The organism is Hymenobacter endophyticus (assembly GCF_032464715.1).
GTDB classification, from domain to species: Bacteria; Bacteroidota; Bacteroidia; order Cytophagales; family Hymenobacteraceae; genus Hymenobacter; species Hymenobacter endophyticus.
Genome location: NZ_JAWDJT010000003.1, coordinates 118,052 through 132,713 on the forward strand (window position 1 = coordinate 118,052; position 14,662 = coordinate 132,713).

12 protein-coding genes are annotated in these 14,662 nt (G+C 60.6%); 2 read left to right on the top strand and 10 right to left on the bottom strand.

Annotation, left to right across the window (positions count from 1 at the left end; translation table 11 throughout):
* Window positions 1-23: 23 nt before the first annotated feature.
* From ROI90_RS06915 to ROI90_RS06960, 10 genes are all read right to left on the bottom strand, one after another.
* Window positions 24-863 (bottom strand): maleylpyruvate isomerase N-terminal domain-containing protein, encoded by an 840-nt coding sequence (locus ROI90_RS06915; protein ID WP_315997606.1) that lies wholly within the window; start codon window positions 861-863, stop codon window positions 24-26.
* Window positions 864-954: 91 nt separating this feature from the next.
* Window positions 955-1,617, bottom strand: a complete 663-nt coding sequence (trmB, locus tag ROI90_RS06920) for a tRNA (guanosine(46)-N7)-methyltransferase TrmB (protein ID WP_315997607.1) — start codon at window positions 1,615-1,617, stop codon at window positions 955-957.
* Window positions 1,618-1,786: 169 nt separating this feature from the next.
* Window positions 1,787-3,088 carry a bifunctional folylpolyglutamate synthase/dihydrofolate synthase gene (locus tag ROI90_RS06925; RefSeq protein ID WP_315997608.1) on the bottom strand — a complete coding sequence of 434 codons (1,302 nt, stop codon included), beginning with the start codon at window positions 3,086-3,088 and terminating at the stop codon, window positions 1,787-1,789.
* 125 nt (window positions 3,089-3,213) lie between these two features.
* A complete protein-coding gene (locus ROI90_RS06930; protein ID WP_315997609.1) occupies window positions 3,214-4,098 on the bottom strand; it encodes a hypothetical protein in 885 nt (294 codons plus the stop codon).
* Window positions 4,099-4,243: 145 nt separating this feature from the next.
* Window positions 4,244-4,654 carry an ExbD/TolR family protein gene (locus ROI90_RS06935; protein WP_315997610.1) on the bottom strand — a complete coding sequence of 137 codons (411 nt, stop codon included), beginning with the start codon at window positions 4,652-4,654 and terminating at the stop codon, window positions 4,244-4,246.
* A 92-nt stretch (window positions 4,655-4,746) separates the two neighbouring features.
* On the bottom strand, window positions 4,747-5,481 hold the full coding sequence (locus tag ROI90_RS06940) for a MotA/TolQ/ExbB proton channel family protein (protein WP_315997611.1): 735 nt from the start codon (window positions 5,479-5,481) through the stop codon (window positions 4,747-4,749).
* Window positions 5,482-5,592: 111 nt separating this feature from the next.
* Window positions 5,593-6,774 (bottom strand): HU domain-containing protein, encoded by a 1,182-nt coding sequence (locus tag ROI90_RS06945; RefSeq protein WP_315997612.1) that lies wholly within the window; start codon window positions 6,772-6,774, stop codon window positions 5,593-5,595.
* A 194-nt stretch (window positions 6,775-6,968) separates the two neighbouring features.
* The gene (locus ROI90_RS06950) at window positions 6,969-8,666 is read right to left on the bottom strand and encodes a porin family protein (protein WP_315997613.1); all 1,698 of its coding nucleotides are present in this window, start codon (window positions 8,664-8,666) and stop codon (window positions 6,969-6,971) included.
* A 154-nt stretch (window positions 8,667-8,820) separates the two neighbouring features.
* On the bottom strand, window positions 8,821-12,063 hold the full coding sequence (locus ROI90_RS06955; protein ID WP_315997614.1) for a tetratricopeptide repeat protein: 3,243 nt from the start codon (window positions 12,061-12,063) through the stop codon (window positions 8,821-8,823).
* A gap of 173 nt (window positions 12,064-12,236) precedes the next feature.
* Window positions 12,237-12,938: an energy transducer TonB gene (locus ROI90_RS06960; protein WP_315997615.1), complete on the bottom strand. Its 702-nt coding sequence runs from the start codon at window positions 12,936-12,938 to the stop codon at window positions 12,237-12,239.
* A 70-nt stretch (window positions 12,939-13,008) separates the two neighbouring features.
* Between ROI90_RS06960 and ROI90_RS06965 the strand changes: the two genes are divergently transcribed.
* Both ROI90_RS06965 and ROI90_RS06970 read left to right on the top strand, forming a co-directional pair.
* Complete coding sequence (locus tag ROI90_RS06965; protein ID WP_315997616.1) at window positions 13,009-13,845, top strand: hypothetical protein; 837 nt, start codon at window positions 13,009-13,011, stop codon at window positions 13,843-13,845.
* A gap of 10 nt (window positions 13,846-13,855) precedes the next feature.
* Window positions 13,856-14,644: a hypothetical protein gene (locus tag ROI90_RS06970; RefSeq protein ID WP_315997617.1), complete on the top strand. Its 789-nt coding sequence runs from the start codon at window positions 13,856-13,858 to the stop codon at window positions 14,642-14,644.
* Window positions 14,645-14,662: the final 18 nt, after the last annotated feature.

The following is a 14,662-nucleotide window of genomic DNA, read 5'->3' on the forward strand; positions in this document are numbered from 1 at the left end:
GGGCTCCGCTGTTTTTTAAGGCGTCAGGCCATCACCATCAGCAGTGAGTAGATGGGCTCGGTAAGTTCCGGTGGACCGTGCAGGCGCAGGTAGCGGGCGGCCTCGGGCCGGGGCAAACTTCGGGTAAATAGTCGCCAGGCTACGGCTCCATCCAGCTCAATTGTAGCCGCTACCGCTCCGGCGTAGTTCTGCCCCAGCTCCCAGCCAGCCGGGGTGCGGCTCAGAAACCACGTAACGGCGGCGGGGCCCGAAATCTGCACCTGTACCACCGTACCCGGCGCGGCTGCTACGGCGCGGTAGTGATGGGGCAATGCTTGGGCGCAGGTTTGCAGAAACGGCAGGTACAGCGCCGACTGCAACAGCGGCTCCTGCTGCCCCACGGCCTGCCGGATCTGCTGCTGGTGGTGCCACTTCTCGGTGTACTCCCGCGCTATGTGGAAGTGGTTAGTAGAATGCTCCTCCCCGGCCCAAGCCACCGAAAAAGCCGCCGGTGCGGCCGGATTCAGGTAGTGCAGCAAGGTCGTGTACTGCGGGCCTACGTATTCTAGTAACCCAATCAGCACGGCCGGGCTGAGCCGCCGCCCGGCCTCCACCCAGCTTTTGTTGAGCTGATTGAGGTAGGTGACCACATCCGCATACTTACCGCTGGCGGGGCCGGAACCAGCAAAATGCCCGTCCCGCAGCATGGACAAACTGCGTAAGCTGCCATCCAGCAAGTGTAGCGCCACATCGTGCACCGTCCAGCCCGGGGCCAACGTGGGTCGCTGCCAATCATCGGGGTTTAGGCTGCGCAGTACTTCCAGCAGGCGGTCATCCAGAACCGGGAAAAGCGGCAGAGTTTGAGGTATGGCAACCAGCTCCATCAGGTCAGTTGTTTGCGGGCCAAGTATAGCAAAAAGGCCGCAGCCTGCAGTGGCCGCGCCCTTTTTGCTGCTTTGCGGGCGGCTACCGAGTTTAGCTCACCTGGAACTGCAGGTACTTGATGGGCACGCCGACGGATCGGTATTTGCGCTCGAAGGTGGTCTGGATGTCCTCGGCGTGGGGCAGCAACTCGGGGGTGCTATACAAATCCTTGGTGTGGGCCAACACGGTGGCGCCGGGGCGCTGCTGCACGGTTTCCAGGGAATAATCGAACAGGTCCTCGTTGTCAGTTTTGAGATGAATCAGACCACCGGGGCGCAGAATCTGCTGGTACAGGTCCAGGAAGCGCGGAAAGGTGAGGCGGCGCTTGATGTCCCGGTCGCGGGGGCGTGGGTCGGGGAAGGTAATCCAGATTTCGTGCAGCTCACCGGGGGCGAAGTGCGTGAGCAGATCGTGGGCGCGGGTACGCACCCAGCCCACGTTAGTCAGGCCCATTTCCTCGGCCCGGGCATTGCCCCGCCAGATTCGGTCGCCCTTGATATCGAGGCCCAGAAAATTGCGCTCAGGGTAACGCTCAGCCAGGCCCACGGTGTACTCGCCCTTGCCGCAGCCCACTTCCAGGGTAATGGGGTTCGGGTTCTGGAAGAAAGCCTCGTGCCAGCGGCCGCCGAGCTGTTGGTAGGTGTCTTTCCCGGGTTCTACCACACTGGCCCGTTCGGCATTTTCGGCAAAGCGCTTCAGTTTAACTCGACTCACTGGGTTGGTTTTTTGTTGTTCGTTTTTAGTGGTTGGCTACCGTTGTCATCCTGAGCCGGCGAAGGGCCTTACTACGCCAGCACGGCAACCGTCCGGTAGTACTCCTGACGTAATAAGGTCCTTCGCCAGCTCAGGACGACAGATTGGCCAGGAATACGCGGCGCAAAGGTTACAACTCCTCAATCTCCGCCACTACAAAGGTACTGCCCCCGATGAAGACCACATCATCCGGGGCGGCGGCGGCGCGGGCGGCAGCCACGGCAACCGGCACCGGACCGTACGCTTGCCCTTGTAGCCCAACCGCGGCAGCTTTTTCAAGCAGCTCCTTCGTCGGCAACGCCCGCGGAATGGTGGCCTGGCAGAAGTAATAGGTAGCCTCCCGGGGCAGCAAACTCAGCATTTTGCTCACGTCCTTATCATTGACGACGCCCAGCACCATGTGCAGTTGCCGGTACGGCAGCCGCGCCAGCTGTTCGGTAATAAAACGTATACCCGCCTCATTGTGGCCCGTATCACACACCACCAGCGGCTGGCGGCCCAGTATCGTCCAGCGGCCTTTGAAACCCGTGAACCGGTGCACGTCCCGTAGGCCATTGCGCAGAGCCTCTTCGCTAATGCCGAAGCCTTGTCGGCGCAGCTCCTCCACGGTGGCCAGCACACCGGGGAGGTTCAGGCGCTGGTAGTCGCCTGCTAAACTTAGCTCTAAGTTATCCAAGTACATTTCGCCGTCTTGCAGGACGCGCAGCAGTTGGGTGGGCTCGTCGGGGGCCGGCTGCTGGGCCAGCTCCACCTGGAAACGTTCGTCGGCAAAGTGTAGCGGGGCACCTTCGGCGGCAGCTTTTTGGCGAAATACGTCGGCCACTTCGGGCTGGGTCTGGCTGATGATGGCGGGCACGCCGGGCTTGATGATGCCGGCTTTTTCGGCCGCAATGAGCGGCAGCGTATCGCCCAGCAGGTTCTGGTGGTCGAGGCTGATGTTGGTGATAAGCGAAACCAGCGGACGGATGATGTTGGTGGAATCGAGCCGCCCGCCCAGGCCTACTTCCACTACGGCCACATCTACCTGCTGCTCGGCAAAGTAATCGAAGCACAGCGCCACGCACATTTCAAAGAACGAGGGCTGCACCTCATCAAACAACCCATGCCACTTGGCCACCCACTGCACCAAATAATCAGGGTCCAGGTCCCGGCCGTTTACTTTGATCCGCTCCGTGAACTCCTTAAGGTGGGGCGAGGTGTAGAGGCCCACTTTGTAGCCGGCGGCCTGCAGAATGGCGGCCATCAGGTTCGAGGAGCTGCCCTTGCCGTTGGTGCCTGCCACGTGCACGCAGCGCAGCCGCCGCTCGGGGTTGCCCATGGCGGCGGCCAGCGCCTCGGTGCGCTCCAGTCCCGGCTTGTAGCCCGCTTCCCCCACCCGCTGGAACATGGGCAGCTGCCGGTAAAGAAAGTCGAGAGTTTGCTGGTAGGTCATAGGGCCAGAATGCGCGGGTGGACTGCAAAGGTAGCGCACTCCGCCACTCGCCCGCGGACCTGGCAAAGCAAAAGCGCCACCCCGTTGCGGGAGTGGCGCTTTCGATACCTGTGTTTAGCTACTTTTTACCGCACCGTGAAGCGGAACGTGTAGAAGCCGGTGGCTCCGCCCTCTGCCGAGCTGGTGCGCCGGAACTCTACCTTCTCCAAGGCATCCCGGCACAGCCTGTCCTGGGCCGGTGACACGTTGCCGGAAACCTTGGTTACGGCTTCCACCTCACCGTCGGCGTTGATTTTGATTTTGTAGCGCACGAAGCCGGAGTTATTATCAACCCCCGCCACATCCGGTTTGCTAACCACTGCCCAGCCGGACATTTCCAGGCCACCGCTGCCGGGGCTGGTGCCACGGCCGCCGCTGCCCGGCTCGCCGGAGTAGGCCGTGCCGCCGTAGGTGCCGCGCGGGTCTCCTTTGTCGCCCACGGTGCCGGGATTGTCGCCGTTGTTGTTGCCGGTGGGCGCGTTGCTGGTGCCGTTCACGCCATTGCCGCCGCCCGCGTTGCTATTGGCCCGGGGCGTGAACACGGCGCGCTGGTCCACTTTGGGGCGGGGCGGCTCGGGTTTCACTTCCTCCCGCTGCGGAGCAGGCTTTTCAGCGGGCGGGGCCGTAACGGGGCTTTCCTCGGCCTCGCTGGTTATCACCCGCGTCTCGCTGGGCGGCGTGGGGTCGGGTTGGGCGGTGGGCTGCGGGGGCGTCGGGTCGGGCTGAGCGGCGGGCGGGCGGCTGTCTTCCCGGTTCTGCGACTCGTTGGCCGGCGCCTGGCTCTGGATGTCCCCGGAGCCAACTTCATCTACGCCGTAGTTCAACTCTACCCCGTCGCCACCCAGGGCTTCCAACGGCGGATCGGGACCTTTAAACACGGTAAAGATGAACAGGGCCGCCAGAGCCGCGTGCAGGGCCACGGTGCCAATGAGGGCCTCGCGCCGATGTTCTTCCCGATAGTCAGTTGCCATGTTGCTGTTACGTATAGGTCCTGGCCTGAAGGCGGTATCCTGTTCCGGTAAACCGGACGCCCCGCTCCGCTTGGCGGTAGACGGGGCGTATGTTATCATCCTGAACGATAAAACGACCGTTCCTGGTTCAGGGACGTGGGGCCGGCTACTTGCTGGCGGCCTGCTGGGCCTGAGTGGCCATGACCATCTTAATCTTGAGCCGGTTGCCGATTTCGAGAATGTCCACCAGCTTCTGCACATTCAGCGAAGCATCTACCCGCAGCACGGCCGTGGGGCTTTCCAGGCCCTGGGTGCGGCGCTGCAGCTCGGCTTCCAGCTGCTGGGCCGTGGTGGGCTGACGGTCAATGAAGTAGGAGCCGCCAGCATCTACGGAGATGGTTATGGGCTGCTTCATCATCTGCTTGCTGCTTTTGGCGCTGGGCAGCATGAGCTTGATGATGTTGGGATTCACCATCGTCGACACAATCAGGAAGAACAGCATCAGGAAGAACATGATGTCGTTCATCGAGCTGGTCTCGACGTGGGAGGAAAGCTTACGACGCCGGCTTAAATCCATGCGGTGAAATTGTGAAAGGTGAAGTTGTGAAGGGTGAAAGTACCGAATGAGCCGAGAATCGATTCACAATTTCACCTTTCACAAGTTCGCCTTTAGTTGTCCTGAAGAATGTCCATGAACTCGATGGCCGAGTTTTCCATGCGGAATACCATGCGCTCCACCATAATGCTAAGCCAGTGGTAGCCAACGTGGGCGATGATACCCACGATGAGGCCGGCGGCCGAGGTGACCATTTTGGTATACAGACCGCCCGAAATCTGGGCAATACCAAAGTCACCGGTGGAGCTGATGGCGTAGAAGATTTTGATTACCCCGATGATGGTACCCACGAAACCGAGCATGGGAGCCACGCCCGCAATAATGCCCAGTACGTTGATGTTCTTTTCGAGGCGGGCAATTTCAATCTTGCCCACGTTTTCCACGCTGGTTTCAATTTCCTTGAGCGGCAGGCCAATCCGGCGGATACCTTTCTCAATCATGCGGGCCAGCGGCGTGGAGTTTTGGGCGCACAGCATCTTGGCCCCCTGCAAATCACCCTTTACCATCAGGTTCCGGATACCGGGCATGAACGACTCGGGCACCGCCCCCGCTTTGCGGATAGTAATGTAGCGCTCCAGAATGATGTAAATGGAAATAAACGAGAGCAAAAACAACGGCACCATAATCCAGCCCCCGGCCAGAATCAGGTCGATGAGCGAGAGGCCGGGCGCGGCAGCCGCCGCGGCGTTGGCAGCCGTAGCAGCGGAATCGGCAGCGGCGGCGGGCGTAGCGGCGGGGGCCGCGTCGCCAACCTGAAGTTGCAGCAGCAAGGAAAGCAGGTGCGTCATGCGGGAGGGAAAGTGAGAAGCAAAAGAAAAGCTAAAACACCAGGGCCTTAACTAGGTAGCCCTGAGTATTTTAGCTTTTCACAAATGCGTCGTAGTACGTCAAGTGGGAGGTTAGTAATTTTTAATCCACAGGTCGCCGAGGCGCTTGCGCAGAATGATGGCCTGGCGGTCGGCCGAAGCCCGGTCCGGATAGTCGGCGGCCGACAGCATGTATTGTCGGCTACCGGCAGCCGGCAGAATCACGCGGGCCGGGTGACCCAACCGCACCAGTGCCTGCCGACCCTTCTCGGCATTGGCGAGACTGGTGTAGGAACCGGCAACGATGTAATAACGACCCGTGCGGCTTTTAATTGTCGAAGAAGCGGCCCCATTGGTTGCATTGGTAGCGGCAGCTTTTTCCCAGCCCGGCGCTTTGGCAGCCGGCTTGGCAGCGGCTTTGCCTTTTACGGTTTGCACCGCTGGCTTAGCAGTTGGCTTAGCCACGACCGTAGCCACCACGGCGGGGCGATTTACGACAACTGGCGTGGTGACTGGGGTAGTAGCCGTTACCGCGGATACTGCCGCTGGCTCGGGGGTAATACTGGGCGTGGGCGTGGCAGCCAGTTCCGACGTGGGGTTACCTAACGTGGCCTGCTGGCTGCGTACTGGGGGTACAACCTCTACGGCCGGAGCTGCGGCCGTTACGGCCGGCAGTGGCAGACGCAGTTGCTCGGGCAGGTAGCCAAACATATCGGCAAAGATGTAGTTGGCCGACAGCACCAACCCGGCAATAACTACGGTGCCTACCGTGCGGAAAGCGCGGGCCACTTTTTTCGAGCGGGATGCCGCCAGCAAGGGTGCCGGAGTAGGCCGCTCCCGCGCCAGCAGGGCATCCGTAGCGCGCACGGGGCGCGACACGAGCTCGGGCAAACCGAAGCTGGAATTCAACAGGTTCTGGGCACCGGTATACTCGAACTCCAGGCCCCGACCGGGCGTGCGGCGGAATACACCTACTCCGCTTAGCTCGGTGCGTAAGCCGCTTTCCAGCTCCTGCTCCATGCGCAGCACTGCCTCGCGCACCAGCTGCCGGGCCTGGGCGGTGCTGATGTTGAGGCGGGCGCTCAGGGCATCTACCAGCAGACCATCATTGCGGGTGAGCGACTGGTTGAAAGCTACGCGCTTGGCCGGCGGGGCCAGCGTGTGCCGCACCGGATGAATCTGGGCGGGCGCATAGTCAGCAATCAGGCCACCAAAATCAGGAATAATGACGCAGTCATGGTCCCGGAGCAAGGTGCGGATATGGTCAGAAAGCATTCGGGTGCGGGTACTAGTCAAGGAAAAACGCCGGCCGGAAAACCGCTAAAACATCTCGTATCCCAAGCACAGCGAAGGACCTTGCGCCGCTTTCACAACCACTCCGGTTATGCGTTCAGGCGGGGCAAGGTCCTTCGCTGTGCTCAGGATGACAGATGATTAGCTAGTTGGTTCCGCATTAAATCAGCGCCAGATTAAAAGTCATACGTTACGCCAGCCAGCACGTTGATTCCCTTCACCGGATAGTTCAGGAACCGCTCATACTTGCGGCCAATGAGGTTGTTGCCTAAAGCAAAGATGGACAGATTTTCCATAATCCGGTAATCAGCCCGCAGATTCAGGTCGATTACCGTATCGGTGGGGCGCACGATTTGGGCACCCGGAATATAGGCCGGATCGAAGCTACCGGGCTTGTAGCCGGCCCCGAAGCTGGAGCTGTAGGTGTATAGCTCGCCGCCTACCAGCAGCTTGTTGTAGAAGTTGTAGGAGCCAAACAGCACCGACTGGAAAGCCGGCCGGTGGAAGGCTTTGGCCAGCGTCTTCACGTTGTAGCCGTTGTAATCGGCCTTGAAGCCCAGGCGGAATTGCTCGGCGGCGTTGTAGATGATTTCGCCGTGCACGTTCACCAGCTGGGTGGCCTTCTTATCATACACCAAATCAAACTTGCTGGAGTCGCGGCGGGAGTTGTTGTAGAAGTACAGGTTCCGGTCGTTGCTGAGCGTGACGCGGGCGTTTACCTCCAGGGCCCGGGCCGGGGCAGCCTGGAACCCGAAGTACAGCGTAGGCCCACGGCGGGTATCGGCTACGCGCACGTTGGGGGCCAGCCAGGGGTTTTCGGTGGTCAGGTCGTACATCGTCACGCGCTGGATGGCGCCGCCTAGGCCCGCGTAGGCCACGAACTTATCCTCCGTCACGGTGTAGGCCGCCCGGATGGCCGGGTAGGCGTTGAACTGCCGGGCGTTGCCGATGGTATCGCCGGTATAGCCCAGCGTGGCCCCCACCGACAGAGCCAGCCGGTCCAGGGTCAACTCGTAGGCGGGCGTTACCTGCACGAGGGGCCGACTCACGGTGAGCGAGTCTTTGTGGGAGATAAACGAGACGTCCCCGTTCACGCTTACGCGGCTGGTTTCACCCAGCTTGTAACCCGAGCGCAGAGTGGCGTACACGTTGCTTTCCCGGGCGTTGTAGAAGTCGGACCAGTAGTTGAAGCCCAGGCCTAGGTCGTACTGGAAAGCGGCGTCCTTAGCCCGGTTGCGGGCATACACTTTGATGGCGGCGCGCTTGAATACCTGCTTGATGCTGTCCTCTTTCGGTAGTACGGGCACGTTGCGGTTGTAGCCGTAGAAGTTGTACCGCTCCCGACCCACGTCCACCTTGGCGCCCAGCACCAGCGGGCCCTGGTAGGTTTCGCCGTTCAGGCCCAGGCTGGTCTGGCTCTGGCCGGAGTTGCGGCGGTCCACGGGCCCGTTGGCCGAGGAGAGGTGCTTGAAGTCGAGGCCGTAGCTGCCGGTTTCCGAGCGGTTGTTGTGCAGGTAGGCGCGGCCATAGGCGGTGCCGTAGTTGCCCAGGGCGGCCTTCAGGTAGTTGCCGGTGAGCGGGGCTAGCTCTTCCTGCCGGATGGTAAGCACCCGCACTGAGGGGTTGAGCTTGTCGGCGGGCAGGCGGAAATCGGAGAAGGAATAATTGACGGGCTCCGTGGATTTGGCCGGGGCTTCCACCTTCACCTTCTCGAAGTTGCGGGTGGCCTCGGGCAACTCGTTCACCCGCTCCTTTACAATCTCAATTTCCGCGTCCTCAATCTTGCCGCGTGTCTTCTGCGCCCAGGCATCGGTACCGTGGGCGGTGGCAGTCAGCAGGGCCGCAGCGGCCAGCAGTTTCGACGAATTTGTCATTCTATACCAGGGAACTCAAGCAAGGAGAAAAGCCAGGGTTTAAGCCTGTAAGAAGCTAGTTACTTCCCTCCTGTTACTCGGTGTTTATCTTTTTATTATCAACCAATTACTACGCTCAGCATCAAGCCCCGCTTTCAACTGAAGCACTGCACCGCTACTCCTCCCGGGGTGTGGTGCTGGGGTTGCTGGTGGTATCGGTGGGTTGCACCTCCGAAGGAGCCAGGGAGTTGCGCACCGGCGTTTTGCCCGTAGTGGTTTTGCCGGTGGGCTTGGTAGTCGTAGCGGGTTTGGTGGTTGATTTAGGGGTAGTAGCCGGGGCCGACTTGGGGGTGGTTTTGGGTGCGGCCGGGGCCGGCGCAGTGGCCGGGTCGGCGGGCAGGGCGGCGAGGCGCTCTTTGGCACCGGCCACCACCTCGGCTACCGGGAATTTGTTGTCGATGATGGAGTTGAGCGTGGCCCGGGCTTGGAAGATTTCGTTCTGCTCCCGGTACACGTCGGCAATCAGCAGGAAGGCCCGTCCTAGCCACAGGTCGTAGTTGGCGAAGTCGGAGTTGCTCTTGTAGGCGGCGTCCAGGGCTTCGGGGTATTTTTTCTGCTGGTAGAGGGCGCTGGCAATGAGGTACTGGGCCTCGGCCCCGCTTTCATCCTTGGCGGTGGCGGCAGCGGTGGTCAGCTCCCCGATGGCCTGCTCCAGGCTGCCGGCTTTGTAGCTGGCCTTGCCCAGGTAGAGCAGGGCCAGGTTGGTGGCGTTGAGCGAAGCGCCGCCCTGGGCCTGCAGCTCCTGGGCCACCCGGCGGGTGCTTTCCAGGTCGCCGGCCTCGTAGTAGCTCTTCATCAGCCCGATGCCGGCGTTGGCCACCTCGCGCTTGTTTTGCGACACCTCGCGCAGGCGGCTGTAGTACTTGGCGGCCTCGGCGTAGTTCTTGTTTTCATACTCCAGGTCGGCCACCCGGCCCACGGCCCGGTTCACAAACTCGCTCTTGCCCTCTTCTACCACCGCTTTCAGGCGGGGCAGCGCGGCGGTTTTGCGGCCGGTGCGCAGGTAGGAGTCGGCCAGAAAGTAGCGGCCATCGGCGGCTAGGGCGGTGCTGGGGTACTGCTGCAGGTAGCCTTCGAGGCGCGGAATGGCCTGGGCGTACTTCTCGGCCAGGTACAAGGACTTGGCGGCCTCAAACTCCACGCTTTCGGTGGCTTTGCTGTCGGGGTTCTGCTGCTTGAACTGGGCCAGGTACTGGTCGAACTCCTCCGTTTTGCCCTGGGCGCTCAGGCTTTCCTGCAGGCTGTAGATGGCGCTGCTGGCCGACTTGGTGCGCGGGTACTGGGTGAGCACCCGCTTGAAGTCCTCGGCGGCCTTATCGTGCTGGTCGAGGTTCTGGTAGGCCACACCGCGCTTCTGCAACGCCTGCGGAATCAGGGCCGAGTTGGGGCGGTTGTTGATGAGCTTGGTGAAGCCATCCACGGCGGGTTGGAACGAGCCGGCCTCGTAATCGAGTTGGGCCTGCTGGTACACCGCATCGTCGGCGTAGCGCGAGTTGGGCGAGGTTTTGAGCAGGGTGCTCAGCGTCGCGCCGGCTTCCTCCCGCTTGCCCAGCAGCCCCAGCACCACGCTTTTCTGGTAGTAGGCGTAGTCCTTATCGGCGGCGTTGGCCTGAATGACTTTGTTGTACTGGTCGAGGGCCTGCTGGTACTGCTTGCCGATGTAGTAGGTGTCGCCCAGGCGCAGGGTCACGTCGTAGTAGTTCGCGTCGGCGGGCTTGGCCACGGGGTCCTGCAGCCAGGCCTGGAACTGCTGCCGGGCCCGGTCATACTGCTTGGTGTTGTAGTAGGCGTAGCCCAGGCCGTAGCGGGCCTTCTGGTCGAAGTCGGTTTCGGAGGCCGAGCCGGTGCGGGCCGTGCGGGCGGCGGCGGTGTAGGCCGTAATGGCGGGCTGGTACTGCTGCCCGATGCTGTAGATTTCGCCCTTCAGTACCTGGGCGGCGGCGCGCAGGGCCTCGTCCTCGGGGTATTTCAGGCTCTTATCGAGCACCGGCAGGGCGTCCTGGTAGCGGTTGTCGTTGTAGAGAGTGGCGGCCTGCAGGTAGGCCACGCGCTGGTAGGTGGCGTTCAGCTTCTGACTCCGGTCGTCGAGGTTATCGAGGTAATTGAGCGCCTGAGCGTAGTCGGAGGAGTTGAGGAAGCTCTGGCTTAGGATGTCATCGGCGGCGGCGCGGTTCTTGGAGCGGGGGTACCGCTTGCTAAATTCGCGCAGGGCGTTGATGACTTCCTGGGTGTTGCCCAGCTCGTAGCTTACCTGGGCATACTTCAGCGTAGCGTTTTCGGTAATCACCTTATCGAAGGTGAGCTTACGGGCCGCGTCAAACGAGTTCAGAGCCAACGGCTTCTGGCTGGTTTTCAGGTAGCTCAGCCCCAAGTGATAGGCCGCATTCTGGCCCAGCGAGTCGCGGCGGGCGGCCACGCCCTTCAGGTTGCCGATGGCCCCTTTGAAGTCGCCCTGCTTGAAGTTGGCGTACCCGATTTTGTACTGCACCTCGGGCTCAATCTTCTTGCGGCCGCCGGCGTACTTGTCGAAGTACTCGGCGGCCTGCTTGAAGTCCTCCTTCTGATAGTAGGCGTCGCCCACCAGCAGCTGAATTTCGTCGGCGCTCTGGGGCGGCGGGGTCTGGCTCAGCACCGGAGTGGCGTAGGCAATCAGCCCGTCGTAGTCGCCTTCCTTGTAGTAGATTTGGCTCATCACGGCCGGCACCACGGGCTTGTAGGCGTCGTTCTGCTCGGCCACGGCCAGGTCCTTGCGGGCCCCGGCGTAGTCGCCGGCGCGGTAGGCCAGGTAGCCGGCGTAGTAGGAGCTGGCGAAGCGGTACTGGTGGTTGCCGGCCTTATTACGGTCGAACTGCAGCTTGGCTTTGTCGAACTCCTTCTGGGCGAAGTAGGCGTAGCCGAGCTTGAACTCGGCCTCGGCCCGCTGGTCGTCGGTGAGGTTGTCGGGGCCTACCTTCTGTAGGTAGTCAATGGCCCGCACGTAGTCCTTTTTATCGAAGTAGAACTTGCCCAGCTCGAAATAGGCCTGGGCGGCTTTGGGGTGGGCCGGGTTCTGGGTGGCGAAGCCCAGGATGCGGTCCTCGGCATCGGGATGGAACAGGTAGAGGCCGGCTACGGCGTAGTAGTACTCGGCATCCTGGGTGCGGCCGGGGGCCAGCTCGCCGGTGCGGCGCTGGGTGAGGTCTAGGTAGCGTTGGAAAGCCTGCTGGGCCGCGCCGTACTTGCCACGGTCGAATAGTTCGAGGCCTTCCTGGAAGTGGCGTTCATCAGCGGTGAACACCTGCGTTTGCTGGGCCGAAGCTGCCAGCGGGGCGGCAGCGGAAAGGAAGGCGGCCAGCGCCAGGCGGGGGAATAGTTTCATCAGAAAGCGTTACGCGGAAGAGGAGCCGCGGCGGGAAGCCGCAACGGGGGTAGCCAAAAGTAGCGAAAAGTTCGGGCGGGGTTGCCCCGGAATGGGCCTTTCTGCGGGTTTTAACGCGCAGTAGGGTGGGTTTGGTGTGCGGCAGGGCCGAATGCTCGCTTTACCTGCCCTTCCTACTCGGAACCCATTGGGCTCTGCCGCTCGAATTTGACAGGCACCGTAAACTGGATTGAATAGGGCTGCCCCTGCCGATACGCTGGCTTCCACCGGGGCATTTGGCGTGCTACGCGCAGGGCCTCGTTGTCGTAGGGATTCCCGATTCCTTTCATCAGCGCCACATTGGTCACTTGCCCGTTGGCCTGAATCGTAAAGCCCACAAATACCCGTTTCCCGCTGGGTTTCGCCGTTTGCCAGTTGATGCGCCGCTGAAAAAACAGGAACATGGCTTCTGTACCCCCAGGAAACTCCGGGTATCTATTCCAGCGGCCGGTTTTATCCAGGCTATCGGCTTTGTGGCTTACGCGGGCACCAAAACCAGCCCCATACTTCTGCTCCAACAGCGGCCAGAGCGCGGAGTCGTAGCACTGCCAGTAGCTGCCGGGCCCATCCTTACCGACGAAGCGCCATTGAACACTATAATACAACCGGAGTACGTCGTGGTAGGCGTTTTCTACTGGTAGCGTTTCTATGCTATGTAACTCGTAGCGCCCGGCGGCAAAGTCGCGGCGGGCAGCCGTTGCAGCCTGCGCACATGTATCCGGTGCCTGCACGGTAACATTCGGCAGGGTTTCAGTGGAGCGGATAGGTTGCTGACACCTTCTGCCAAACAACGCGGCCCCTAATAGCATGAAGTGGCAACCCACATAACAGCGCATAACGGGACAAGATATATAGTAATAACGCTGTTCTAGTTACTATTCTTGCGTAATTGAAATTGGTATCGTTATGTCTCGCATCCTTTTACTATTTCCGCTGCTGCTGGCTGCCTGCTCCTCGCCTTACGATTCAGCACATTCTTACCCACAGAATCCGGCCGTTTCGAATACAGAAGGACACCCGCGGGATTCTACTACGTTCTACTTTCCAGCCGCAGATTCTCTGCATCCTGCTTACCTCCCGAAGAGTAAACGGCCTTCTGTTGTTTGGAATACGGATGTCCGTTTTGCCAACTGCGCAGATGATTTAAAAGGCGCTTCTTATACGCTCACTTATTTTGATGCACCTGTTCTCTCCAATTATTATCTGGGGACAGATATTATCCGTTTTCTTTGGGAACGTTCTTTCCATCGGCCTGTGCTACTAACATTGCATTATAGTTCGGAGGGTTCCACTCTCCGAACCCAGCTTTTGGATAAGTATCCTGGTTTTCATACCCTGACGGTTTTTCATCCCGACAGCTTGGCCTCTACTGCTTCGGCCCAAGAGAGAGTGAGGGCCTGGAAACACTATAATGAAACCATGGCTGACCCGGTGTTTCAACGCAACGTAGCAGAAGGAAAGCGCCGGGCAGCGCAGGTAAAGGCGGAAGAGACAACAGTACCGGTGACACCGGAGCAGTGGCAGCATCTGCAGGAGCTACTGGCTCAAACTGAGTTTCCCAAAATGTGTCCTTGCCAGCCATGCCCCGGATTATTGGACGGCGCTTCTTGGCTGTTAGAAACTCATACGGCCAGCGGTTACCATCAGGTGGCACGCCGAAGCCCTGAGGAACAGGATGGTTTTCGTAGGGCCTGCGAGTATCTGATTGATTTGAGTTCAGTCAGGGATGAGGAAAGGTATTAGCCGGCTTGGTATGTCTCGTATCCTTTTACCACTCCCGCTGCTACTGCTGACGGCCTGCTCCGCACCCACTGCTGAGCGCACCAACTACCCGCAAAACCCGGCCGTTTCGGATACTCAGGGCCAGGTGTTCTACTTCCCGGCGACGGATCCATCCTTCATTCCTACCGACTCTATCACAGCGCAGCTGGAAGGTTTTCCACCGCGTGCCTTACGGTTCGCATCCTGCAATCTATTTTTCTTCGGCGCCCCTATCCTATCGAACTACTACTTGGGCCACGACACCTACCGGTTTCTGTGGCTACGGTCTTTTGACCGACCGGTACTGCTTACGCTCACCCAACAGGCCAGTGGGGCCACGCTACGTACGCAGCTACTGAGCAAGCCCGCCTGCGGCCCCCGGCTGACCTCTATTCAGTTTATGCCGCCGGGAATATCTGCAGAGGAAGAGAGAAAACTACAACACGAGTTCCGTAAGCATCAGGCCGATCCGGCTGTGCAGCAGGCCAGAGACGAAGCGAACCGCCCCCCGGTGCGGGTAGCGGCGGAGGAAACCCTACGGCCTGTACGTGCGGCTCAATGGCGCCGTTTTGAGCAGTTGCTGCAAGCCGCATCGTTTCAGCAGCTGCCGGCTCATGAAGAATCATACGGACTGGACGGAGCGCGCTGGCTCCTGGAGGCGCACCAAGCCAACGGCTACCATATGGTAGAGCGCCATAGCCCCAATAAACAGAACAGTTTCCGCCGGGCCTGCGAGTACCTGCTGGAGTTGAGTTCAGCCCGGAAAGAGGAGCGGTATTAGCACTCCAAACGCAACCAT